The sequence below is a fragment of the Methylobacter tundripaludum SV96 genome (assembly GCF_000190755.2).
Taxonomy (GTDB): Bacteria; Pseudomonadota; Gammaproteobacteria; order Methylococcales; family Methylomonadaceae; genus Methylobacter_A; species Methylobacter_A tundripaludum.
The window spans coordinates 344,839-367,513 of record NZ_JH109154.1 but is presented as its reverse complement, the minus strand read 5'-3'; the positions used below and the strand labels follow the sequence as shown (position 1 = coordinate 367,513).

At 50.5% G+C, this 22,675-nt stretch carries 24 protein-coding genes; 9 read left to right on the top strand and 15 right to left on the bottom strand.

Translation table 11 applies throughout. The features are described 5' to 3' along the window. Positions 1-637 (bottom strand): transposase (locus METTU_RS21490; protein ID WP_006894170.1); only part of this gene is annotated, 637 nt, incomplete at its 3' end. Positions 638-965: 328 nt separating this feature from the next. After that, positions 966-1,511, bottom strand: coding sequence for a carboxymuconolactone decarboxylase family protein (locus METTU_RS21480; RefSeq protein WP_006894169.1), 546 nt, complete (start codon positions 1,509-1,511; stop codon positions 966-968). 136 nt (positions 1,512-1,647) lie between these two features. Here METTU_RS21480 and METTU_RS21475 point away from each other — a divergent pair, with 136 nt between their 5' ends. The 4 genes from METTU_RS21475 (at position 1,648) to METTU_RS21460 (ending at position 6,403) form a co-directional block, all read left to right on the top strand. Then, on the top strand, positions 1,648-2,547 hold the full coding sequence (locus METTU_RS21475; protein WP_006894168.1) for a LysR family transcriptional regulator: 900 nt from the start codon (positions 1,648-1,650) through the stop codon (positions 2,545-2,547). 165 nt (positions 2,548-2,712) lie between these two features. Then, on the top strand, positions 2,713-2,850 hold the full coding sequence (locus METTU_RS24180; RefSeq protein ID WP_217182967.1) for a hypothetical protein: 138 nt from the start codon (positions 2,713-2,715) through the stop codon (positions 2,848-2,850). Between the two features lie 284 nt (positions 2,851-3,134). Beyond that, complete coding sequence (locus METTU_RS21465) at positions 3,135-4,067, top strand: hypothetical protein (protein ID WP_006894167.1); 933 nt, start codon at positions 3,135-3,137, stop codon at positions 4,065-4,067. Then, complete coding sequence (locus tag METTU_RS21460) at positions 4,064-6,403, top strand: tetratricopeptide repeat protein (RefSeq protein WP_006894166.1); 2,340 nt, start codon at positions 4,064-4,066, stop codon at positions 6,401-6,403. Before METTU_RS21465 ends, METTU_RS21460 begins: the two co-directional genes overlap by 4 nt. Positions 6,404-6,569: 166 nt before the next feature. On the opposite strand, the gene METTU_RS21455 is transcribed toward METTU_RS21460, so the two are convergent. The 4 genes from METTU_RS21455 to METTU_RS21440 all read right to left on the bottom strand — a co-directional run bounded on the left by METTU_RS21455 (position 6,570) and on the right by METTU_RS21440 (position 8,563). After that, positions 6,570-6,947 (bottom strand): type II toxin-antitoxin system VapC family toxin, encoded by a 378-nt coding sequence (locus METTU_RS21455; RefSeq protein WP_006894165.1) that lies wholly within the window; start codon positions 6,945-6,947, stop codon positions 6,570-6,572. Next, a complete protein-coding gene (locus METTU_RS21450) occupies positions 6,931-7,182 on the bottom strand; it encodes a type II toxin-antitoxin system Phd/YefM family antitoxin (RefSeq protein ID WP_006894164.1) in 252 nt (83 codons plus the stop codon). The genes METTU_RS21455 and METTU_RS21450 overlap by 17 nt, the downstream gene beginning before the upstream one ends. A 523-nt stretch (positions 7,183-7,705) precedes the next feature. After that, positions 7,706-7,948, bottom strand: coding sequence for a tautomerase family protein (locus METTU_RS24770; protein WP_006894163.1), 243 nt, complete (start codon positions 7,946-7,948; stop codon positions 7,706-7,708). Positions 7,949-7,984: 36 nt separating this feature from the next. Continuing rightward, complete coding sequence (locus tag METTU_RS21440; RefSeq protein WP_006894162.1) at positions 7,985-8,563, bottom strand: carboxymuconolactone decarboxylase family protein; 579 nt, start codon at positions 8,561-8,563, stop codon at positions 7,985-7,987. A gap of 298 nt (positions 8,564-8,861) precedes the next feature. On the opposite strand from METTU_RS21440, the gene METTU_RS21435 reads away from it, so the two are divergent. Continuing rightward, a complete protein-coding gene (locus tag METTU_RS21435) occupies positions 8,862-9,659 on the top strand; it encodes a helix-turn-helix transcriptional regulator (RefSeq protein WP_254258135.1) in 798 nt (265 codons plus the stop codon). A gap of 118 nt (positions 9,660-9,777) precedes the next feature. Here the strand turns inward: METTU_RS21435 and METTU_RS21430 are convergent, their stop codons facing one another. Both METTU_RS21430 and METTU_RS21425 read right to left on the bottom strand, forming a co-directional pair. Continuing rightward, the gene (locus METTU_RS21430; protein WP_006894160.1) at positions 9,778-12,204 is read right to left on the bottom strand and encodes a spermine/spermidine synthase domain-containing protein; all 2,427 of its coding nucleotides are present in this window, start codon (positions 12,202-12,204) and stop codon (positions 9,778-9,780) included. A 13-nt stretch (positions 12,205-12,217) separates the two neighbouring features. Continuing rightward, positions 12,218-12,964: a protein-L-isoaspartate(D-aspartate) O-methyltransferase gene (locus METTU_RS21425; RefSeq protein ID WP_006894159.1), complete on the bottom strand. Its 747-nt coding sequence runs from the start codon at positions 12,962-12,964 to the stop codon at positions 12,218-12,220. Positions 12,965-13,181: 217 nt separating this feature from the next. Between METTU_RS21425 and METTU_RS21420 the strand changes: the two genes are divergently transcribed. Then, positions 13,182-13,748 (top strand): YbhB/YbcL family Raf kinase inhibitor-like protein, encoded by a 567-nt coding sequence (locus METTU_RS21420; RefSeq protein ID WP_006894158.1) that lies wholly within the window; start codon positions 13,182-13,184, stop codon positions 13,746-13,748. A 164-nt stretch (positions 13,749-13,912) separates the two neighbouring features. On the opposite strand, the gene METTU_RS21415 is transcribed toward METTU_RS21420, so the two are convergent. Next, complete coding sequence (locus METTU_RS21415; protein WP_006894157.1) at positions 13,913-15,157, bottom strand: aminotransferase class I/II-fold pyridoxal phosphate-dependent enzyme; 1,245 nt, start codon at positions 15,155-15,157, stop codon at positions 13,913-13,915. Positions 15,158-15,607: 450 nt separating this feature from the next. Between METTU_RS21415 and METTU_RS21410 the strand changes: the two genes are divergently transcribed. Then, complete coding sequence (locus METTU_RS21410; RefSeq protein ID WP_006894156.1) at positions 15,608-16,138, top strand: hypothetical protein; 531 nt, start codon at positions 15,608-15,610, stop codon at positions 16,136-16,138. Positions 16,139-16,448: 310 nt separating this feature from the next. Here the strand turns inward: METTU_RS21410 and METTU_RS21405 are convergent, their stop codons facing one another. From METTU_RS21405 to METTU_RS21385, 5 genes are all read right to left on the bottom strand, one after another. Beyond that, the gene (locus METTU_RS21405) at positions 16,449-16,838 is read right to left on the bottom strand and encodes a DUF2934 domain-containing protein (protein WP_006894154.1); all 390 of its coding nucleotides are present in this window, start codon (positions 16,836-16,838) and stop codon (positions 16,449-16,451) included. A 23-nt stretch (positions 16,839-16,861) separates the two neighbouring features. Then, entirely contained in the window at positions 16,862-17,740 is an 879-nt protein-coding gene (htpX, locus tag METTU_RS21400; protein WP_006894153.1) for a protease HtpX, read from the bottom strand. A 118-nt stretch (positions 17,741-17,858) separates the two neighbouring features. Continuing rightward, positions 17,859-18,464, bottom strand: coding sequence for an Hsp20/alpha crystallin family protein (locus METTU_RS21395; protein WP_006894152.1), 606 nt, complete (start codon positions 18,462-18,464; stop codon positions 17,859-17,861). A gap of 113 nt (positions 18,465-18,577) precedes the next feature. Continuing rightward, positions 18,578-19,069 (bottom strand): Hsp20/alpha crystallin family protein, encoded by a 492-nt coding sequence (locus tag METTU_RS21390; protein WP_006894151.1) that lies wholly within the window; start codon positions 19,067-19,069, stop codon positions 18,578-18,580. A 71-nt stretch (positions 19,070-19,140) separates the two neighbouring features. Then, positions 19,141-19,329: a DUF2934 domain-containing protein gene (locus METTU_RS21385; RefSeq protein WP_040581683.1), complete on the bottom strand. Its 189-nt coding sequence runs from the start codon at positions 19,327-19,329 to the stop codon at positions 19,141-19,143. Between the two features lie 680 nt (positions 19,330-20,009). Here METTU_RS21385 and ggt point away from each other — a divergent pair. Further along, a complete protein-coding gene (gene ggt / locus METTU_RS21380; RefSeq protein ID WP_006894149.1) occupies positions 20,010-21,683 on the top strand; it encodes a gamma-glutamyltransferase in 1,674 nt (557 codons plus the stop codon). A 107-nt stretch (positions 21,684-21,790) separates the two neighbouring features. After that, positions 21,791-22,483 carry a 4'-phosphopantetheinyl transferase family protein gene (locus METTU_RS21375; RefSeq protein WP_006894148.1) on the top strand — a complete coding sequence of 231 codons (693 nt, stop codon included), beginning with the start codon at positions 21,791-21,793 and terminating at the stop codon, positions 22,481-22,483. A 63-nt stretch (positions 22,484-22,546) separates the two neighbouring features. Here METTU_RS21375 and METTU_RS24890 read toward each other — a convergent pair whose 3' ends face one another. Then, on the bottom strand, positions 22,547-22,675 hold the full coding sequence (locus METTU_RS24890) for a hypothetical protein (protein ID WP_302050610.1): 129 nt from the start codon (positions 22,673-22,675) through the stop codon (positions 22,547-22,549).

Sequence of the window (22,675 nt, the reverse complement as noted above, 5' to 3'; positions counted from 1 at the left end):
TGCGCAACCGTTCAAGCTTTTGTTGCAACTGCTCGTCTTCAACCAAGCTGCCTTGGCTTGCCCGGTCATCGGCGGCGTTTTGTTCGGCAAGGGCTTGTTGGTAGTCGGCGATTTTCTGGTCTAAATCTTCAAGCTGTTTGTTGAGTTTGTCTTCGGTGTAAATTCCGGTTTTACTGGCGTCGGCTTTGAAAAAGCTGCCATCCACAGCCACTTGTTCGCCACCGAACAGCGCAAGTTCCTTACACAGTAGCAGGAAATCGCGGTTTGCCGCCTTTAATGCTGCGCCATTGACTTTGCGAAAGTCGGCGATGGTTTTATAGGTCGGGCGCAAGCCCTCGACCAACCACATAACCTCCAGGTTCCGCCTGGCCTCGCGTTCCAGCTTCCGGCTGCTACGGATGCCTTGTAAATAGCCGTACAAATACAATTTCAACAACGCCGCCGGATCATAAGCCGGTTGTCCGGCACTCATGACAGGTTGGCTGTTTGCAAATCCAAAAGCCTGTAAATCCAAGGTATCGACATAGGCATCAATGGCTCGTACCGGATTGTTCTGGCTGACGTATTCATCGACACAAGGCGGCAGCAACATTTCTTGCTGACGGTTTAATACGGGTTGATAGCGGCGTGATGACATGAGTGTTTGTTAACTGGCGGTTACCGGATGATGTGCATATTATAAAGTATGGTGCGAGAGAATACTTTCACAGTCTCTCCGGCTTGGGAACCCAGTTAGCGAAGCTCTCGGCAACTGCTCCCTGCGTTGCTCTACCTCCTGCATCCATGCAGTCGCAGCTTCGCGAGTCGGGAAGCTGGAGCTTCCAAGACTGCGTTCCCAAGCTGGAGCTTCCAAGACTGCGTTCCCAAGCTGGAACTTCCAAGACTGCGTTCCCAAGCTGGAGCTTGGGAACGAGCGAATCCGTGAATTGCATATCAATGTATCTTAATGAATTACGGCGCCTATATTAGGCCGCCTGTTTTAGCCCCACTTTCGGGAAGTCGATGCTGACCCGGCTGGCCTTGCCCAGGATATTGGTCATTATGTTCATGCCGACGTGGGTGATCACCTCGACGATGTCCGCCTCGCTGAAACCGGCGTCATTCATGGCCTGCAACTCGGCGTTGGTGACCTCGCCCTTGTGCGCGACCAGGGCGCGGGCGAATTTAACCGCCACCGCCGCCTTGGCATCCTGGCTGGTGCCGGCCCGGTTGGCTTCGATTTCCGCCCCGTTCAAACCGGCTTTGCGGCCGATGGCGGTGTGTGCGGACAGGCAGTATTCGCATTCGTTCTGCTGGGCCAGCGCCAGCGCGATGCGTTCGCGGGTGGCGGCGTCCAGCGAACCGTGGTTGGCGATGTGATGCAAGCCGAGGAAGGCTTTCAAGGCATCCGGCGAGTGGGCGAACACCCGCAAGAAATTAGGCACCATGCCCAACTGGCTTTGTATCGCATCCAACAGGCTGAGTTGTTCGGTGTTGGCGCTTTCGTTGCTAACGGTGGTAATACGGCTCATGATAGTTCTCCAAATAATGAAAGGGTTTGTTAGTCGCCTGTGTGAAATTCAGCAGGCGGGTGTAGTGTGTCTTATTGCAAAAAAATAAAGAATAGTTAAAATTATCAATTTACTATTCCGATAACTGGAACTATCAATGAGTCGTCTGCATTTAATGAGCGTGTATGTCGCGGTGGTCGATGCGGAAGGCTTTGCCGGCGGCGCCCGCAAGCTACAGATGTCGCCACCGGCCGTGACGCGTGCGGTTGCGGCCTTGGAAGAGCGCTTGGGCGTTAAATTGCTGAACCGCACCACCCGCTACGTGCGGATGACCGAGGCCGGCCAGAAATACTACGAGGACGCCAAACACATCATCGCCTTGGCCGATGAAGCCGACGACGCGGCGCTGGGCATCAACGCCGAACCGCGCGGCCAACTTACCGTCACCGCCTCGGTTTTGTTCGGTCGCATGTACGTGATGCCCGGCATCGTCGAGTATTTGCGCCGTTACCCGGCGGTGGAAGTCAACGCACTGTTCGTCGACCGGGTTGTCAACATGCTGGAGGAAGGCGTGGACATGGCGATCCGCATCGGAGATTTGCCGGATTCGTCGTACCGGGCGCTACGGGTCGGCGCGGTGCGGCGAGTGGTGTGCGCGTCGCCCGACTATTTGGCGGCACGCGGCATCCCGCAAACGCCGGAAGATTTACCGGCGCACGACATCATCCTGGCGCGGGGGTTAAATCCCGCCAACGAGATGCGTTTCGTGCGCGACGGCCAGCCGGTGACGGTAAAGCTACAACCCCTGTTAAGCATCAGCGATAACGACTCGGGGGCCTACGCCGCGATGGCCAGCCTAGGCATCACCCGCTTGCTGTCCTACCAAATTGCCGAACCGCTACAGACCGGCAAACTGAAAATCGTGCTCAGCGAGTTCGAAAGCCCGCCGGTGCCGATCCATATACTGCACCGCGAAGGCCGCCACTCGTCGGCTAAAATCCGTTCGTTCGTCGATATGATGGCAGAGCGTTTGCGGGCGGAGTTATCGCTGAATTGATCGGTTTAGAAAGGATAGGGGGGCATCCATTAGCCTGCCCCTGTCAATAGGCCAAAAAAATCTTGTTGGGAACAGGCATAAATTAATTTAAGCAATGGCCACGAAGAGCATGAAGGATATGAAGACTTCATGCCTTTCATGTTCTTCATGGTTTAAAAATAAAACTTGCACATAGTTCCGGGGCCGCTGTTTTCGGCCACCCAAAAGAAATACGGCAACTTTATCCGGCTTAGTTGCGCGGTGCCGTGGAATGATGGGCTGGAACTGGCGTTGAAAAAGCTGGGGATATGGCTGGGGAATTGATGGCGGAAAAGGCGAGTGCATAGGATGTGCCGACGACAGGAGACGCATCAATCGCGAACAATGCGCTTCGTACTTCAACACATCCCATCCCATCCCATCCCATCCCATCCCATCCCATCCCATCCCATCCCATCCCATCCCATCCCATGCCATGCCAGCGCATCTTATCGAGCTGTCCCTTTGATCTTTAGCTTAATAAGTTATGGGCGTGATTTATTCGCATAATGAGAAACAAGCGGCTAAAATGATTCGCATAATTTTAATAAAGTCTATCTAAACTGTTCGTGAAAGCCGAAACTCAACTTTTTCTCAATCAACTAAGTCTTTCAACTGATGCCAAGCAAGCTGCTATCGTCGATAATTGCCGCTTTGACGAGCGCGTTAATTCATCGCGTTGGGGTAAATTCGAGGATCGGCTGTTGAATCCACTAGAGCCGGATTGGGAGGATTGGAAGGAAGTGGAAAAGTTAAATTACGAGGATACTGTTACGGTACTACGCTCAAGCATTCCGGACAGTTTTCTCGATCTTAACCGGACGGCTTGGCTACAAGGCATAGTAACTAACCGTACCGTTGTTAGGTTGGAGCATTTGGAGCGCTTGTTCAAAAAAGAAAATTTAGGTTTTGATGAGCTAAAAGGCTTAATTAACAGCAAACGTCCCGATGAAAAAAAGCGTTTAGAAACGGTTATGGAAAATTGGAATAACATACGCGACGGCCGCCCGACATTTGCCGCTTTTTACGACGAAGTTAAAGCCGAGGCCGACCATGCCGATTGGCAACACCAATTGCGCGATCGCTTGGGATTAGGTCATTACGGTTCAAACAAAGGCGTGGAGATACCTGTTGCATTGATGCGCTATTCATTGGACGAAGTGATAACAGCCAGCAAAGCCAAGACCATTCCCTGCGCTTTTGCTTTGCCTACCGTGCTCGACGGCGGAATGCACGAATTTTTCTTTCCCGTGCCAAAAGCGCATGCTTACGGCGCAACGCTGCATCTTGCTCCCGATCAGGCCGACACCTTGACGGCGGAAATGCTTCATTACCGCATTGACTACCGGCCTGAGCACCTCTGGAAGGTCGCCTGGATTAACAGTCCACACAGTGTGACGGACGACGGTCGTTTACGCGACGCCAGAGATTTGCATTTGATCGCCTTACAGGAGGCGGCAAACCGTCCTGATTTCGGTCAAGCGATGGAGGGACGTAAATGAACCGGTGGTACGAGGTTTTTCTTAGCAATCCGAACCAAGCGATTGCAGACTTATTCAGCGGCCGGGCCGGCTTAGGTTCCGGCTTGCGCCTGGATATTCCCGAATTGCTGTATCAGGAGTTTCCCGATATGCCGGAATTCGCTGAACCAAGGAAGTTGCTCGATAACGCTTTGTTGCATTGGCTTAATGCGATGCGTGGAGATTATGCGGCGCAAGTAAAGCGCTTAGGCTACGGCGTTTACAGCAAGCGACTGTGCGATGCGTTGACCAGCGTACAGTTATTGGACTTGCCGATCACAATCTATCACTTGCGCGAAACCGCCAGCAGTTGGCTCAATTGGCTGGCTCCCTTGCGCCTGGCTCCTGAACGCGATCCGGCGTTGGAATACTGGCGCGTATTGACGCACCGGCAACGCGAGGATGCTTGCCCTGCGACATGGCTGCAATTGGCGGACGATCCGCGGCACGAATACTTGAGCGTCGCTTTGGTCGGCCTGCAACGTCTGCCCAATGGGCACGATGCGCAACGCAACAAACAAACGCAATTATTGGCATTGTTGCATCATGCAGTGCTACTGCATGACAGCGGAAAAGCCAGCAAATTTTTTAACCAACATTACGCAACGTTGAGTGCCCGTTATCCGGCGGGACCGGAACATTGGCAAATGTTGTTGGAAACCGTTACTGAAGGCTTTAAAGCGAAAACGGTTATCGGCAAGGATTTGTTGGAGCATTTGCGGCAATCGGCTAAGCAGCAACGTAAAAACCGTCCTTCTCCGCCCGCAGCTCTTCAGCCGGCCGATAAAGCCGAATTCGATGCGCTGTCTAAAGACATTAAGAGCTCGCGCCTGTCTGCCTCAAACTTGGCGCAACGTTTGTTCGTAATACTGGATAAAAATTACGATTACAGCCAGACAACGGGCGACAGCTACTTTTTTACTTCTACACTTAGCAACTTAGGTTCGCGCTTGTTGAAACGCCGTAAGCTATCATCCGAAGACTTAGAGCGTTTTCAGTCGATGATCGAACGCGGTTTAAGCCTGGAACCCATGGATTCTTTTATCTGGATGCTATGGGCAGAATATTTGGACCATTCGGGACAGTGCGAGGCCCAAGAGTGGGTATTGCGCGAGACGGCGCGGTTATTTCCTGACCATGAAGCATCACGCGTGGAGCTGGCGCGGCTGTTGATCCGTCAAGGCGAGGTCAAGTATCCAGAGGCCGAACGCTGGCTGCGGGAAGCGGCCGAGCGCAATCCTGACCGTGAACCGTCGCGCGTGGAGCTTGCGCGGCTGTTGATCCGCCAAGGCGAGGCCAAGTATCCAGAGGCCGAACGGTGGCTGCTGGAAGTGGCGGATCGTCATCCTGACAATGAACAGTCGCGCGTGGAACTGGCGCGGCTGTTGATTCGTCAAGGCGAGGCCAAGTATCCAGAGGCCGAACGCTGGCTACGGGAAGCGGTCGAGCGCAAATCTAATGACGCACCGTCGCGCGTGGAACTGGCGCGGTTGTTGATCCGCCAAGGCGAGGCCAAGTATCCAGAGGCCGAACGCTGGCTGCGGGAAGTGGCGGATCGTCATCCAGACAATGAGCAGTCGCGTGTGGTACTGGCTAAGCTTTTGTTTAAGCAGAATAAAACGCCGGAAGCGGAAAATTTATTGACGGAATTTTTGAAAGATTATCCAAAAAACAGCGCCAAGAATATATTAACTCAAATTAAAGACAATACGCTTGATGTATCGGCTTGGCTTGATGTTGAGGCGGACGACAGCGAAATAATCGGTGAGCCGCAAATTGGCTGCAGTCATCAGCTTCTCAATGAAAATTCGGCAAGCGCCGACAGGTCTTGTTCCGATACTTTGGTCGAGTTGTTAGCGGAATTGCAGCGCCGGGCCAAGTTGCAAGCCGCGTTTGCCCAAGCACCGGATTCACCAGACAGTATGGCTAGCCTTGTCAAGGAAGCTGAACAAGGCGATGCCTTGGCATTGTTTTATAGAGAGTGGTTGCAACCCGGCGAGGTGTTGGTGCCGCCCCATGCCTGGGCCGCCCAAGCATGCCGGTTGTATAAAAAACAGGCGTTGGAGACCGATTGGCAACAGCTCAGCCAGGATTTTCCGGAGCATTATTGGGCCAACCGTTATTTGCTGGCGATAACAGTCGACAGAAAAATCGATGCCTTGCAGAGAAAATTATCCGACGATAAAGAGGGGCTAACACCGCTGCAACAATTTATTTATCGAGATTTAGAATCCGGCGATTCCACCGACCGCGATAAACAGGTTATGGCCGTATTAGCTAATGGAGCTGTCGGCGCACCGCAGATTGTGCGTTGCTGACGTTCAAGCGGGACGGAAGTTGATAACCCCGTCCCTAAAGCTGTAACCGCCATGGTCGGGAAGAGCGAATCTGATTCTCGCCTGGATTGTTTCAAGCGGTTTTATATCCGTTGTATTTGGTCTTGTGCGTTGATTGCGGTTTGCTGTCGCGAAACCGCGCTACACCTTACTTTCTAATAAACAGCACATCACCAAGATAATCCTGAAACACCGCATCATAAGTCACAATATGCAGCTTCTCGTACTTGGCTTGGGCAATCAACAATCGATCGAACAGGTCTTTATGATGATCGCCCAGTTCGAGAACGGTTTGGGCATGGTAAGGCGTGATATTCAGCCATTGAAAACCTTGCGCTTCAATGTCTTCGGCGATATGTTCAGAAGGCAAGGGCATTTTACCCAAGCCGTTTTTGATTGCCATTTCCCAGACCGTAACCGAACTGACCAATGCGCCTTCAGCCTGAATCCGCTCGATGATCGGGCGGTCCTTGATTTCGCCCATCAGCCAGTCGTAAACAATACCGGTATCAAGCAGCAGGCGCATTGTCGCTATCGGTGAATAATTGTTCTACTTCTGCGTTGGTCTCGGCGAAATTCCAGTCCGCCGCATAAGCGGCACGGCCTTTCCAGGCACCGGGAGGGGCGACTTTGTTGGCCGTATATTTAACAAGTTTGGCGACGGGTACGCCGTTACGGGCGATTACCACTTCTTCGTCTCTCTCGGCGGCAACGATGAGGCTGGACAAGTTGTTTTTGGCTTCGAGTATGTTGACTTGCATAGAGGACACCAGGGCTAAGTTAGCTAATGCTGGCCAACTTAATTGAGTCCGCCTTTATTGTCAAGAGAACGCTTCTTCTGTGGCGCTGTAGGCGCGGATAAATCCGCAGCTACAAACGCTCAATTTATTCCGAGGCAATTACCCTGACGCCTGACTCATCGCGCGAATAGCATCGGTGGTGACGGCTTGCGCTGCGAGACAGGAGTCGAGTAGTCCCCAGAAGCGATAGGGCATGTGTTTTCACGAAGCGTTTTTTGCGTAGTGAAAATGCAGGCTTTCCGACATCGCGTCGAGTCATTGCGAGAATGATGTTGGATACCCCTTGTTGGGTATCCAGCGAATGAAGCAGGACGGCTGGGGCAGCCGCAGGCATTAGCGGTCGCGTAGCTTTTGCCGCTTGTTGGGCAGGGATGCCCATAAAAGCTTTCGCAAAAATAGCGACTCCCCGGCCCGCCGACGCCCCATTGGCCCGAAGCAACATCCTTGATGATCACCCAGGTAACCGGTCTTAAGCCTTCGCCTTCTACCGACGACTGCATGGACAGATATTTGCTCCTGCAATATCTGCATTCCCCACATCCCTGTGGGTTATGCAGGAGGTAGACAGAAAACTGCTCCATGCGTTTTCTGCATTCACCACATCCTTGTGGTTTAGCAATGCAGGAGCAATTGCCGAAACGATCGCATCGGTGACCTTACTGATGATTTCCTGTTTTTGTTGTAGCGATAAATAACCGCTGATACCTTTGATTTGTACGAGCGGCATGGTGTTTCTCCTAATGGTTTAAGTTATGTATAAAGTTCAAGCGCACTGCTTGCTGCACAGAGCAGGCGCATCCCATGCCTCGGCTTGGAATTGACTGTCCAACGGTGCGTGAATAATATGATTGGCGTAGTTGCTGAGGGTTTTCATCGTTACGCCCAGCACCACTTCCATCACCTGCGCCCGACTGTATCCTGCGGCGATAAAATTATCCAAGGCTATGCCGGTTACTTTGCCGCGCTGTTCGACCATGGCGTGGGTAAAGGTTGCCAAGGCATCCAGCTTTTTGTCCGGCAACGGCTGTTTCTCACGCAGTGCATTGACAATGGCGGCATCGGCCTTGGCCTTATGTTTGGCCAGCATTGAATGGACGGCTACGCAGTAAATGCAATGGTTTTCGATACTGGCGGCAAGCAGTACGACCTGTTGCTCGACCGGGGTCAGCGAGGTTCTGTCGAACAATGCGCCAATATCGAGATAGGCCTGTAAAACCGTCGGCGATTCGGCGAAGCCGCCCAGCAAATTCGGCACAAAGCCGAATTTTTGTTGTGCGCCTTCAAGTAGCGGTTGGGCAGCAAGAGGCGCATTTTGAATGGAATAAATGTTAAATTGGGACATACTGTATCTCCTGTTTTTTTGATTAATCTGAATAGGTTTTGTTATGCAAAGGCTTGGGCTAAACGTTCATTTCACGATCTCCGCAATTAAAAATTCCGACGGGAATAGGTTAAGCAATCCGGCTTGCCGAACCCATGCCCGTAACTCCGGGATTGTTGTCCGATTGTCCGAGAGATCGATGTGGATGCTTTAACTGCGCTGGTCAACGCGCTGAATTTGCGAGCCAAGCTGGTTTATTCGGGCGGCGTTTGCGGACGCTGGCTGATGGATCACAATTCCGATACTTCGGTTTGGTTTCATGCTCAGCAAGGGGCAAGGCTGGGTGCATTCGCCGAGCCGGGAAACGCCGCTGGCGCTGGAAAGCGGCGATTTGATTTTGTTTCTGCCGCATGCGCCAAAGCATTTTTTGTCATACTGCGCCAAGCATTTACCTGACGACGCGTCCGACAACCGTTTAACAGGCTGGGAGGATGGCGAATCCGGATTTGTCTGCGGCGAGATCGAGTTGGCTACGCCCCGATCGTTGTTGTGGCAGGTACTGCCCGCCGAGATTGTGATCAAAAAGAACCAAGCCGGCGACATACTGGCCAAGCTGATAGAGCTGGTTATTAGCGAGGCTTCCGGTCAGCGCTTTGGCAGCGACTCGGTCGTGGAACGGTTATGCGACAGCCTGTTCGTACTGGTGATCCGTTACTGCATTGAGGAAAATTTGGTAGGGCAGGGTGTGTTTGCGGCCATGCAGGACAGACGGCTGGCAACCGTGTTGGGCTTGATTCATCAGCAGCCCTGGCAACCCTGGACGGTTGCCGAACTGTGTTCCAAAGCGGGATTGTCCAAAACCGTGTTATCGGAGAAATTCGCCGCACTGATCGGCAGTTCGCCGATTGAATACCTTAGCGCTTGGCGGTTGCAGATTGCAGCAGGCTGGTTGATGGAGCCGGGCATGAGTGTAGAACGGGTGGCCGAGCGTTGCGGATACGATTCGGTACCGGCATTCAGCAAGGCGTTCAAGCGTTATTTCGGCAACTCGCCGGGCGCGTTCCGGCGTGGGCGGAAAGCAAACGAAACTGTAAGCGTATTATCTAAAACAGTCTAAAAAACGATTGGCCACAGAGGCGACGAAGTTTCAATACATGGGGTTAACTGGAATATTTTCTTCGTGTCTTTCGTGGTAAATTTTCTTAGTCATTGCCTAATAACGCAGAGCATTAACGCTATGCCTGTACCCATTTTGGAAAACACCACGCCGCAACCCCATACAAAATCACCGCCAGAAAGATCAACACGGTAAAGCTGAACTGCATCGCAATCAGGGTTGCCAGTATCGCGCTGATCACCGAGGCGCAGCCGTTAATGCCCCATGCCCAGGGTATCAATGCCGGGGCGGTTCGGCTGATGTTAGCCAGCGCCATCGGAAACGGCATGCCCATGCAAAAACCCAGCGGCGCTATCAAAATTATCGAAAACAGGTAGCGGCTCAGGCTTCCCGTTTTCAGCAAAAAACCGGCGATAGCTTCAAAGCCCAGGCTGTAACCGATGCTGAGCAATGCGATAGCCGCCATCGGCAGCATAAACGCCGATTTTTCAGTCCTGCTCGACAGCTTGGTTGAGAAATAACTGCCGGCACCGGCGGATAACAAAAAGGTACTCAGCACCACGGTAATGGCATAAAGCGGATGATGCAGAATCAGGATAAATTTCTGGATAAAGGCGATTTCAATGAACAAGAATGCCAAACCCAGGCAGAAAAAATACACGAGTATGCGCAGATGGCTTCCCGATCCCGGCTCGATGCCCAGCTTGCTTTTCCACAACCACAGCGGTAACGCTATCAATAATAGACTGGCGAGCATCGCTTGGACCAAAGCCGCAATTAACAATAAATAGCCGCTTTCCAGTAAAAAGCTTCCGCCGGTACCCAATAACGACAAAATCTCGGGCAGGGTGCGCCATTTAAAAAAATGAAACAGGTAGGGCCGGTCATCTGTCGCAGGTTCTATATTGAACTTATAAGCATCAATAAACGCCCGGCTTTGGTCGCCCAATAAAGCCACAGCCGCCTCGTACAGGTAAGGCTGCTGCTGGATATTGAAGCGATTGACTTCCGACTCCGAGATGCCGGGATAATAAACCAAATCGAAGCTGCGTTCGGTGCAGAACTGTTTTAACCGGCTGATTTCCTCGGCGGATATATTGCCGTTTTTTACCAGTAAGGTACTGGTTTGCCAACCGCGTATCATGATTATCTGTTGGCCGGGCTGCCTGACATTGGCATCTTTAAGCGCGTTAATAACCGTAACCAACAGTTTGGGTTCATCGCGCGGCGGAATTTTAATCCAGCGGGTAATGCTGAGGTAACCGTTTGCGCTGACATGGCGCAGATATTCCCGTATGGCCTGTTCGGTATAAAGGTAGTTTTCAGCCATCGAATAAAGGCCTGCGGTCGATGCGCCAAACGCATCCAGCAATGAAATATTGACCAAATCATAGGTTTTATCCGTTGCTGCAAGGTAGCCGCGGGCTTCATCAACGTGGACATTAACATGGGCGCTGGAATAAAGGTAACCGGCAAAATCGGCATATTTTCTTTGAACCAGGTCGATGATTTGAGGGTTCAGTTCAACGGCATCGACGTGCTTAATGGCGTGATAGCCGGCCTGTAAAATATCGCTGCCGGTACCAGCCCCGAGAATCAGGATGTCGGAGTGTTGTTTCAGGTGATAGGGCAGGGCCGATGTGGTTTGATCCAGGTAGCCGAGCGTTTCGGGGTTGCCGTCATAGCGGGTGATGGCGGTCATATTGTCGGCATCGGTAAACACGGCAAGTTGCTCGGGCGGCTCTGTCGTAGCATTAAGGCTCAAGCCGGGCGCATGGCGTAGCGGGGTAATCTCGCTCTTGACTACACTGATTAAACCCAGCGGACTGGAATACCGGTCTATGATTTTTGTGCCCGGCACTTGCAGTAATTGATTCAGGCTTTTATACGGTGAAACTTTCAGTGTCATCCAGCCGGTCGGGGCGAAAATAACCGCCAGCCCGATGATAACGGACGCAATGGTCCAGTATTTTGGGGCGTTAAAGGTATAGCTCGATACCAGCAAGGTCGCGAGCAGTCCCGACAGCATCAACACGGTTAATATTTTTTCGGGAAACATAATGGACAGCAGCAAAATAACCCCGGCACTGCCCAAGCCGGCGCCAAACAGGTCGGCCGCATAGATGGAAGATACCTGGCTCTTGTAGCGGTAAAGGGACAGGCCGACCACATTGGCCGCGAAAAAGAAGGGTAACGCCAGAATCAGGTAAATGCCGCACAAATACAATAACTGCACGGGCGTCCATAGCATTTCTGCCGGATTAAACGGGATTTGCTGGGCCAGCAAAAAACAGGCGGGTGCCAAAAGACTGAACAGCAACATATTGGCCATGATCGCAGCCGGGAAATGTTGCGCTAACCGGTCGCGGTTCAGCGCCAGGAACACGCCGCTGACGCCGTAGCCCAATAGCGCCAGACTGATCATCAAGTAAGCGAAATGATGCCATTGGATAATCGAAAACAGGCGCATCAATAAAATTTCATAGGCCAGGGCGGATGCCGAAATAATGGCGACAGCGGCCAATAGCGATAAACGCGGCTTCATCGGCATTTTCCCGTCAGTGCTTGCCGGTGAGCGGGACGAAACTGACCGGCAGGATTTGGCGAGTGGTGACTTTTCCGTCATCATCTTTAGTCACCAAAACCAGGTACTGGGTCATAAACTGAGCGCCGACCGGGATGATCATGCGACCGCCGGGTTTAAGCTGTTTAATCAGCGGCGGCGGTATATGGCTGGCAACGGCGGTAACGACAATGCCGTCAAAAGGCGCGGCTTCTTCCCAGCCGTAATAACCGTCGCCGATGCGGGTATGAACGGCGTCATAACCGGTTCGTTTAAGGTTTTCTGCGGCCTGTTTAGCCAGCGGTTCAACAATTTCCAGGGTGTAGACGCTATCAACCAGTTCGGCGAGAATAGCCGCCTGGTACCCTGAACCGGTGCCGACTTCCAGAACCCGGTCGGTTTTTTTCAGCTTAAGCAGGTCGGTCATGACCGCCACGATATAAGGCTGGGAAATAGTCTGGCCATGACCGATAGGGAGCGGCCTGTTTGCGTAGGCATAGGGACGCTCAGTATCGCGGACGAATTCATGTCTCGGCACCTTGAGCAGCGCATCGATAACCCGCTCATCGAGCGCTTCCTGATTCAGGAAATCGCCGGTCTCCTTCACTTCGGCCTTGATGATCTCGACCAACGCATAGCGTTGCCGGTGAAAATCATTTTCAGCGATCACATGGGAGGAAAATAACAGCAAAATAATGCCGATGACCACCAGCCAAAAAATAAGATGTTTTACTCTTCTCATATTCACAACCTCCTGATTTTACCGCACAAAAATCGGCTGTAGCGATGGAGTTTAAACTAATGAAAAGTTGTTTGTCTGTAGGTCTTTTCTACAATTGCCAGCCGGTCGGGATAGGTTTATGGTTTAGGAGCGGACACGAGTTTGTAAGGGCTGGTTTCCAATCTTGAGATTGGCGATCAGTAAACCGGCAATCCTAATTTTATTTTTGAGGTGATTAATGAATTCAATCAAGCAGCCTATTTTTATCCGCCTAATTTATTTGGTTTTCAGCATCTTTTTTACTACAGCCGTCTTGGCTGAAGGAGAGCAACACATGACCTTGATCCTCAAATCACCGGACTTTGCCCATCAGGGAGAAATTCCCAAAATTTTTACCTGTGACGGCAACGACAGTTCGCCCGCTTTAAGCTGGTCGGGGCTTCCGCAAAATACCAAAAGTCTGGTGTTGATTGTTGACGATCCCGATGCGCCGGATCCTGCCAAGCCCAAAATGACCTGGGTACATTGGCTGCTTTACAACATTCCGCCGACGGCTACAGAGCTACCGCAAGCCGTTGCTGTCGCCAATTTACCCGTCGGCACTTACCAAGGCAAAAACGACTGGAAACGGACGGGCTACGGCGGTCCATGCCCACCCGTTGGTCGGCATCGCTACTTTCATAAACTTTATGCGCTGGATGTTGAGTTGCCCGATCTGCATCATCCCAATAAGACCCAGCTTGAAAAAGCGATGGCAGGGCATGTTATTGGGCAGGCGGAACTGATCGGCACTTATCAGCGATAGCCTGGTGCGGCAGTTTAAGGAAGGAGTGCAGGCTTTTGCCTGCACGGTATACGATGCATTATTGTCAATGTGGCAAGCAAAGCTTGCACTCCTGATTATACGACAAACAGTATCATGTAGCGCTTAGCTTAAGTTGATGCGCATGGCGTTGCGACTTTAGTTTGTTACAACGGAACACATTTTTCCGCTCCCTTTCTGGACTTTGTATCCATAACCCTCGGAAGGTTGCGGGCGATGGCCTCAATCAGACCGTGAATATCATCAAAAGACAGGTGCCGGGTTAAAGTGAATCGTATACCCGATTTTCGCCGGGATACTGCCGGATAAACAGCGTGGTTTGTATAAAAACCCTCATCAAGCAGATATTTGACCATATCGCCGGCAACATGAGGAAGTCCTAGTTTGATGTAAAAAATGGGCGACTGCGAACTGCATGCGACAGGTATTTCGAATGCTTTAAGCAGCCGATTGCAGAACGCAATACGGTCTTGCAGTTCCAGTTGCAGGCAATTAATCTCCGGCGAAAGATGGATGCGAGCAGAGGCAAGTGCTGCGCCTAGCATGGGAGGCTGAATAGGACCTGAAAAAATCATCGGCCCTCCGCAGTTTTTAACGTGTCGATGCATCCGTGCATTCGGAAAAATGAGCGCCCCGCCGCCGGCAGCGTATGCTTTGCACAGGGACGTCGCAACAACCATCCGCTCTTGAATGGGTAGACAATCGAGAACATAACCCCGGCCATGCTTGCCTATCCAGCTCATGCCGTGAGCATCGTCAAAATACAGATGCAGCTGCTCGTAGCGGTTTAATAACTGGCCTAATTCATGTACCGGAGCCCGGTCTCCAAACATGCTGTAAATGCCGTCAGTCAGGTACCAGACATGGCGATACTGCTTGCTAAGGACGTTGATTCGCTCCTCAAGCAACTCCAGGTTGCCGTGAAGCAGCGTTTCGACAGGAACCCCGTCCGCCTGCACCAGCTTTGCAGCGGTCTGCATACTGTTGTGAGCCATCTGGTCGATGATAATCACATCGCCTTTTTGAATGAGCACCGGCAAAGCGGCGATATGGCCTAGCGTTGTGGTGGGAGTCGCCAGCACATGACCCCCGAATAATTTTTCAAGTTGGGTTTCCAATTCCGTATAGGGCGTTGCCGACATATAGGCTCTCGATATAGCGAACTGAGTGCCGTAGCGGGTCACGGCATCAATAGTTCCCTGCTTGAGTCGGGAATCCTGTTCTAATCCCAAGTAGCTGCAAAGAGCAAAATTCAGCACCTGCCTGCCGTTTAAACAAATGGTCCGTCCATTGAAAGCTTCGTCTTCAGTTGTGCGTTGCACCAATCCGTGGCTCAAGCCCATATCGACTATCTTATCAATAGTGGTTACCCAGTTTGGTTGAGTTTCCATAGATATTCCTGATTGAATTGAAGGGGGCATTTCTCCTTTAGGTAAAAGTCGAAATGAGGGATAAAAACAGCAACTATGTGCGAATAATATAACTGTTGTAGCTTAACCTTGACTTAATGGGGGGCGCACATAGGCTGGAAGTTTTTACACCTGATCAGCGATTAGCCGTCCTTGGTAAACAAATTACGATTGGGGCATTAAAATTATGATTTTTTATTTACTGCATATAGAGTTCGGGCAATCAAACTTTAGAACAAAACTATCAGTTATACGGTGCATTATGTATGCAGATGTTGCACCTACGGATTACGGTATACCGCGTTTGATCAATGAATTTTTGAGACGAAATTTTTATAAAAAAAGTTGCTACCAATAATTGCTCACTGTAGCATCATGGACTAACAAATTCTTTGTGCGGCCTTTCATGTGTTTACTTATAGTTAGATTCCTATGGACAACCAAACCAACAAACTTATAGATAGCGGATTGATAATTACCTTTGCTACGGCGTTCTTATACTGTGTTAGTACAGCGCAAAACGGTGGATATTTAGGTGTCCTGCTATTAGACACAGATATATTGGATCGAAATCTCGATCAGATTCTCTATAACGGTTTTGTCATTTCTTTTTCCCTTGTAACTTGGGTAGTTATGATTTATCTAGGCTGGCGGTTTGTTTACTCGCATATGATACTGCCGGAATTCAACGACTGGTACAGCTTTTCTATACGAAGAAAGGTAGTAAAGTTTAAAAAAAAATATTGTCCAAAAAAAAGGAAAGACTCCCCTCTAGAGACTCGCGAAAAACATAAGACGAGAAAGGCTGGCTTTTACTTTATGCTTTTCATTTTTTTTATTTCCTCCTTGGTGTATTTTGAAAAGCAGGGAAAAAAAGATGCTATGGAGCTTCTTCGAAGTATTGAATCCAAACAGATTGCACAGGCTAATTTAATTAACGTGAACATTGATGAGACGAGATAAGACATCTACATTTATTGATATGTGGTGCCAGAAATTGCGCTGGCATCGAAAGTGAAACAAAAAGGATTTATTATTTTCCGCAAAACGGGCATTCCTATCGCTACGAAAAATTAATAATGTCTAGCACAGATCAAAATGCTAAGCCATAACGGTTCATGCATGCTTTTTATGCCCGATATTTCCAAGATCGAATAAATGCATTGCGCTTAAGTTTTCTTATCCTCTAAAACTCCCTCGGGCCATGCTCCAGCGTTAAATTGAATATACCGCTCCAGAGTGGAGACGTAGAATATGGAAACGATAAAACCCATCAATACCACGCCGAAACCAGTTTCCGGCATTCGGCTCTCCATGGGCATTCCATTTCTTCGCAGAGCCTATTGATTTCAGAACGGAAGCAAGGGCTATGTCCGGTAGCGTTTTGAATAGCCCCTACAAGTTCTATTTCGGACAGAATATCCTCAGGGTTTTGAATGCCGATAAACTCAGCCAACTGCCGCAAGCTTAAAATCGTCATCGGTCCGTCTTCTTCCAGGATGGACATATAAAGCGCTACCAGCATTCGGTAATAGTCTGTTTCAGCCTCTAACCAGTCGGTTAATTCTTTGCCGGGTTCGAATTTTCTGGCTAGTGCTTTGTAATAAGCCGCTTCTGCAATCCATTGATGCCGATTAATAGGCTTTACGGCATGTCTTAGCATTGACTGGAATCATGTTGCTTATCTCAACGCATGTTTTGTAACGCTTCTATACGCTCTTCCAACGGCGGATGGCTCATAAACAGTTTTTGTGCGCTACCGCCGTTAATGCCGAAAGCCGCCAGTTGTCCGGGCAGGTCTTGCGGCTCGTATTCGCGTTGCAAGGCGCGAAGTGCGCTGATCATTTTTCCCCGTCCGGCCAGCTTGGCGCCGCCTGCATCCGCTTTAAATTCCCGGTAACGGGAGAACCACATGACCAGCAGGGAGGCCAGAAATCCCAAGGCAATTTGCGCAACCATCTGGGCGAGGAAATAGCCCATGCCATGGCCGCGTTCGTTTTGAAGGATAACGCGGTCAACCACATGGCCGATGATGCTGGCAAAAAAGTAAACGAAGGTGTTTACCACGCCCTGCATCAAGGCCATCGTTACCATGTCCCCGTTCGCGACATGAGTAATTTCATGGCCGATGACGGCTTCAATTTCATCTTTATTCATGCGTTGCAGCAAACCGGTGCTGACCGCTACCAAGGCGCTGTTTCTATTCATCCCGGTAGCAAAGGCGTTGGCATCGGGGGACAGAAAAATACCCACTTCCGGCATACCGATGCCCGCCTGTTGGGCTTGTTGAGTCACAATAGCAAGCAGCCATTGTTCGGTCTGGTTTCGTGGCGGTTGTTCGACAATCTGAATGCCCATGGCCTGTTTTGCAGACCATTTTGACATGGCCAGGGAAATGACCGAGCCGGTTATGCCTATGATTGCCGACATGACCAGCAGCGCGTTAAGGTCGAGATTTATGCCCTGTGCGTCTAAAGTGCCGGTTAAGCCCAAAAGGCTAAAGACAATACTGATTACAACCATTATTGCGACATTGGTCGCCAGAAAAAGAAAAATTCGCATCATCGCTAAGCCTGCTGTATTAAAGGTTAAATTCCAAAAAAGGCTAAGGGATAAAAGCGGCTTAATTTGACGCCCAGGTTTTTTTGCCTTTCGCCCTTCGCCCTTCGGCTGCTTCCCAGAACTACGCCTTTGAAATCGTAATGGTCAGCACGCCGTTGTGGTATTCGGTGGTCATTTTGGTTGCGTTGGCAGGTCCCGGTAAGGTTAATGCCCGTTGAAATTGGCCGACGAAACGCTCCCGGTATTGGTAGTTACCGCTTTTATCATCCGTTTCGTCTTTTGCATGTTCCGTTTTAATCGAAATACGCAAAACCTGATCTTCCAGCTTTACGTCGATTGAGGATTCATCGGCGCCGGGCGCATTCACGGTCACAATATAGCGATCCGATTTCTCCTTTAAATCCACGTCGGGCGTTTTGCTTAAACTGCCTAAAGGGGTTTTCATATGGAAACGCGAAAATGAATCATCGAACATCTGTTCCATTTCATTTTGCATGTACTGTATTTCTGCATAAGGATTCCAGGTGCGGTCCTTGAAGAATTCGTCATCATCCGATTTGGGACGATTGGATTTGGGTAGATTCGATAGTGTTTGAGGTTCTCCGGTCTGGCTATAAGACCCACTCAGCTGGTTGAGCCGGTCATTCAGTCGAAACATCGTATACGCCTGTATTCCCAGAATAATCACTAATACGGCCGCTATAGCGGCAATGGTTTCATTTTTCATTTAGGGTTTCTCTCGGAGCAAATTGCCGATGTGGCAAGCGTCGACATCAATAGTGATGCCGGAAATACCTGTTTTCGCTTACGCTCAAACAGGGTTATTCCGACCTACGCGGACTAATGAATTTCGATGCTTTTGCGTTTGCTTTTTTCGGTTTTGGGAATGGTTACCGTCAATATGCCATCTTTGAACGAAGCTTTCGCCTTGTCGCCATCGACATTGTCGGGCAAGGACAAGGTGCGCTGAAATTCGCCGCGCGATATTTCCCGGCGAAAATATTTGCCTTTTTCTTCCGTCTTTTTTTCTTCTTTGGTGCAAGAGCGGATGGTAATGGTCTGGTTGGTAACTGACACTTCCAGATCCTCTTTTTTAACACCCGGCAATGCGGCATGAACTTCTATGTCATTGTCGTGATCGAGAATATCAACCTTTGGAAGACTGATTTCAGGCAGGGTAGGCATATTCCAATCCAGCAAACGAGGCCATCTGCGCGAGAGAAAGTCATCAAAAAAGTTATCAAACTCATCAAACGACAGCAAACCGCCGGGCGATGTTTTGGGCATTAATTCGGAACCTTTTTTTGTTTTATCTACTTCTTTAGTTGACATAGATTTCTCCAGTAAATTTTTTATAAAATATCAGCCTAACAAGGCATCACGACTTATATCCGGCTGTATCGTTACAGCAAAAATTCCTGTTCGGCCTCAAGCCAATCTTCAAGTTCATGGCCCGGTTCAAAACCTCTGTTTTCAGCCTTGCGATAGGCTATTTCAGCAATCTTGGCGTCACGGTCAGGAAGACATATCGTTGAGCGGTCTTCGTCAGGATTTGAAATTTCTTCTTTAGCCTTTTCAGCAGTTGCAGCCATTTTCCACCTCATTATGGTTAAGGATTGCTCTTTGAGTTGTGTATGAAACAAACAACCTCCCTGTTATTCTAATTAGAAAAATCAGAAAAAATATTGGTGCAAATACTTAGAGATTTATTTAACGATATAATTTTATTGATAATTGATGCTACGCAGTTAGTTGAATTTCGACCGCTTTAACATTAAGGAGTCGCTAGCGCGACACTTGATTGAATCGGGTTTTCGCACCCGAAGGCGAGTTACTTTCTTTTGCTTCGCCTCGGCAACTGCTCCTGCGTCGCCTAAAGCGCCTACTGTTGGTGTCTACCTCCTGCATAATCCACAGGGATGTGGTGAATGCAGATATTGCAGGAGCAAATATCTGTCCATGCAGTCGAAAAGAAAGTAACCAAAGAAAAGGCGACCCGGTTGCCGCTTACTTCCTGCGCTCCTCGCTTTTATCGAGGGTCAGCAGAAGGGGCTCCTGCCCCTCTGCTGACGCGCGGCATCCCTGCCGCGCCCCTAACGGGCCGTTCTCGATAAAAGCTCCGGTGCTCGGCGCGGCAAACGGGAGAAATACTATCCGTGCGTAACATCAGTGATTAATCTAAAAAATCAGTCGAGCATCAAACGGGTGCGTTCTTGTAAATGTGGTTTAATTACTTAAACTATTTTCAGTTTAAATTTAAGCAGAGGAAAAGATGTTAAAGAAATATTGTGCGACGCTCTTATTAACGGCTGTTTTTGGAGTCGCGCAGGTTTATGCGGATGGAACCAGGGCTGCAATTGCCAGTGCTCATCCTTTGGCGACCGCTGCCGGTTTTGAAATTCTGGATAAAGGCGGCAATGTTTTCGATGCGGCGGTGGCGGTCAGCGCAACATTGGCGGTTGTCGAACCCTCCGGTTCAGGGCTGGGCGGCGGCGGTTACTGGTTGCTGCACAGGGAACAGGACGGTTTCGAAACCATGATCGACGGACGCGAGAAAGCGCCGTTAGCGGCTCATCAGGCGATGTACCTGGATAAGGCGGGCAAGGTGATTCCCCGTCTGTCGCTCGATGGCGCGTTAGCCGCCGCCATTCCCGGCATGCCCGCGGCTCTGGTGCATTTGTCGGAAAAATACGGGCGCTTGCCGCTGGCGGACAGTCTGCAACCTGCGATCAGGGCGGCCCAGACCGGTTTTGCAATCGGCGAAAGATACCGGAAGCTGCTTAAAGTCAGGTCCGAGGTAATAAAAAAACACCCGCAGACCGCGCAGATATTCCTGACTGACGGCAATGTTCCCGAAGCTTATTCAATACTCAGGCAACCGGATCTGGCCCATACCTTAAAGCAACTGGCCGACTCGGGCCGTGACGGATTTTATGGCGGCGAGATAGCCGATAAACTGGTGGACGGCGTCAACAAGGCCGGCGGCATCTGGACAAAGCAGGATCTTGCAGCCTATCAGGTTGTCGAGCGGGAGCCGGTAAAGGGAAACTATCGCGGCATAAAAATCACCAGCGCCGCGCCGTCGTCATCCGGCGGGATTGTGTTGGTCGAGGCTTTGAATATTCTGTCGGGCTATGATTTAAAACAGGCCGACGAACTGACCCGAAAGCATCTTGTCGTCGAGGCCATGCGCCGCGCTTATCATGACCGGGCCTTGTATATGGGTGACTCGGACTTTGTCGATATGCCGGTTAAGCGCTTGTTGAACGAAGATTATGCGGCCGGATTGCGCAGCAGTCTGCGCTCGGATAAGGCGTTGCCCAGCGCCATGTTGTCGGGCGAAATTCAGCCGCAACCGGAAGGCATCAATACCACCCATTTTTCGATTATTGATGAAAACGGCAGTCGGGTTGCGGCAACGCTAAGCATTAACTTTCCGTTTGGTGCAGGCCTGGTGGCGGATGGAACCGGCGTGTTGCTGAACGATCAAATGGACGATTTTGCCAGCCTGCCGGGGGCCATGAACGGCTACGGACTGGTGGGCGGCGTCGCCAACGCGATAGCGCCGGGCAAGCGCATGTTGTCCAGCATGACGCCTACTTTCCTTGACGACGGCAATCACGTTGCGGTGCTGGGAACGCCCGGCGGCAGTCGTATTATTTCGATGGTGCTGCTGGCCTCGCTGGATTTTGCCAAAGGCAATGAACCGGACTCATGGGTGCAAGTGCCGCGATTCCATCACCAGTTTATGCCTGATGTGGTTGAATATGAAAAAGGCGCAATAACGGCTAATGAGCTTACCGGCCTTGCCGCAATGGGGTATCAGCTGAAAGAAGCGCGGTATAACTATGGCGATATGCAGGCGGTGCAGTGGAATAAAACCACGCACCAACTGACTGCGGCCAGTGATCGGCGCGGCGAAGGGCGAGCTGTAGTTGGGCGTTAGGGATGCTCTCGTTGGTACGCGCTATGCTCATCGTTGTGCCGGTTCCCAAGCTCCAGCTTGGGAATTCGGTGCGGGAAGCTGGCGCTTGGGAATCGGCGTAAAAGATTATGAATACTGACACCATCCAAATATGGCATGGCAATATTGCCGCCGAGGAAGCTCACTATCAAACCTATTGGCGCGTTCTCGGTGCAGCCGAGCAAGCCCATGCCGAAAAAATGAAAAACGACTTGCTGCGCAAACGCTATGTCGAAGTGCAGGGTCGCTTAAGAAAGGTATTGGCCCAAGCGCTTAACGAGCTGCCGGAAAAGATCAATATAAAAAAAGCCGAACACGGCAAACCTTATCTTCCCGATACGCCTGAGCTGGCGTTCAATCTGTCTCATTCTGCAAGCGCACTGGTGATTGCAGTAGGATGGGACTGCCGGTTAGGCGTCGATATAGAAGCTTGCAAGCCGAGAACCAGTTTGGCCGGGCTGGTCGATAAATGTTTTGCCGAAGAAGAAAGTACATATTGGAACAAGTTGCCGGAAGCTCAAAAAACACTGGCGTTTTACCGCTTCTGGACGCGCAAGGAGGCCTTCGTCAAAGCCACGGGACATGGCATCTCCTTGGGCTTGAACCAATGTGTCATTAATCCTGAAAACCAGGCCGAGTTTTTAAGGGTTCCGTCTGAGTATGGACAGGCTTCAACGTGGCATGTGCAGGATATAGCGTTAGGGCAGGGTGTTTGCAGCGCCTTAGTGGCGGATAAGGATATTGTTGAGGTCAGGCTTATGGAATTGGCATCAACGACTTAAAAACTTGCGAGGGTTATGCGGGGATCTCCGATCCGGGCAATTGCTGGAACGGAGATAGATCGTTTATCTTTTTTCGTCGGCCTCTTTGCCAATTTCCCATGCTTCTGTTGATACTTCAATAATCTTGCCGTTGGCCGCATTGACTTCGACTTTGGTTTCTACGCCAAGGTTTTTTGTCTCCGCCTCGCACAC

Excerpts from the sequence above, each read along its gene's own strand:
- METTU_RS21480 (WP_006894169.1), bottom strand. The coding sequence starts at position 1,511 with ATGAGCCGTATTACCACCGTTAGCAACGAAAGCGCCAACACCGAACAA.
- METTU_RS21475 (WP_006894168.1), top strand. The coding sequence starts at position 1,648 with ATGAGTCGTCTGCATTTAATGAGCGTGTATGTCGCGGTGGTCGATGCG.
- METTU_RS21460 (WP_006894166.1), top strand. The coding sequence starts at position 4,064 with ATGAACCGGTGGTACGAGGTTTTTCTTAGCAATCCGAACCAAGCGATT.
- METTU_RS21455 (WP_006894165.1), bottom strand. The coding sequence starts at position 6,947 with ATGCGCCTGCTGCTTGATACCGGTATTGTTTACGACTGGCTGATGGGC.
- METTU_RS21450 (WP_006894164.1), bottom strand. The coding sequence starts at position 7,182 with ATGCAAGTCAACATACTCGAAGCCAAAAACAACTTGTCCAGCCTCATC.
- METTU_RS24770 (WP_006894163.1), bottom strand. The coding sequence starts at position 7,948 with ATGCCGCTCGTACAAATCAAAGGTATCAGCGGTTATTTATCGCTACAA.
- METTU_RS21440 (WP_006894162.1), bottom strand. The coding sequence starts at position 8,563 with ATGTCCCAATTTAACATTTATTCCATTCAAAATGCGCCTCTTGCTGCC.
- METTU_RS21435 (WP_254258135.1), top strand. The coding sequence starts at position 8,862 with ATGCTCAGCAAGGGGCAAGGCTGGGTGCATTCGCCGAGCCGGGAAACG.
- METTU_RS21430 (WP_006894160.1), bottom strand. The coding sequence starts at position 12,204 with ATGAAGCCGCGTTTATCGCTATTGGCCGCTGTCGCCATTATTTCGGCA.
- METTU_RS21425 (WP_006894159.1), bottom strand. The coding sequence starts at position 12,964 with ATGAGAAGAGTAAAACATCTTATTTTTTGGCTGGTGGTCATCGGCATT.
- METTU_RS21420 (WP_006894158.1), top strand. The coding sequence starts at position 13,182 with ATGAATTCAATCAAGCAGCCTATTTTTATCCGCCTAATTTATTTGGTT.
- METTU_RS21415 (WP_006894157.1), bottom strand. The coding sequence starts at position 15,157 with ATGGAAACTCAACCAAACTGGGTAACCACTATTGATAAGATAGTCGAT.
- METTU_RS21410 (WP_006894156.1), top strand. The coding sequence starts at position 15,608 with ATGGACAACCAAACCAACAAACTTATAGATAGCGGATTGATAATTACC.
- METTU_RS21405 (WP_006894154.1), bottom strand. The coding sequence starts at position 16,838 with ATGCTAAGACATGCCGTAAAGCCTATTAATCGGCATCAATGGATTGCA.
- htpX (WP_006894153.1), bottom strand. The coding sequence starts at position 17,740 with ATGATGCGAATTTTTCTTTTTCTGGCGACCAATGTCGCAATAATGGTT.
- METTU_RS21395 (WP_006894152.1), bottom strand. The coding sequence starts at position 18,464 with ATGAAAAATGAAACCATTGCCGCTATAGCGGCCGTATTAGTGATTATT.
- METTU_RS21390 (WP_006894151.1), bottom strand. The coding sequence starts at position 19,069 with ATGTCAACTAAAGAAGTAGATAAAACAAAAAAAGGTTCCGAATTAATG.
- METTU_RS21385 (WP_040581683.1), bottom strand. The coding sequence starts at position 19,329 with ATGGCTGCAACTGCTGAAAAGGCTAAAGAAGAAATTTCAAATCCTGAC.
- ggt (WP_006894149.1), top strand. The coding sequence starts at position 20,010 with ATGTTAAAGAAATATTGTGCGACGCTCTTATTAACGGCTGTTTTTGGA.
- METTU_RS21375 (WP_006894148.1), top strand. The coding sequence starts at position 21,791 with ATGAATACTGACACCATCCAAATATGGCATGGCAATATTGCCGCCGAG.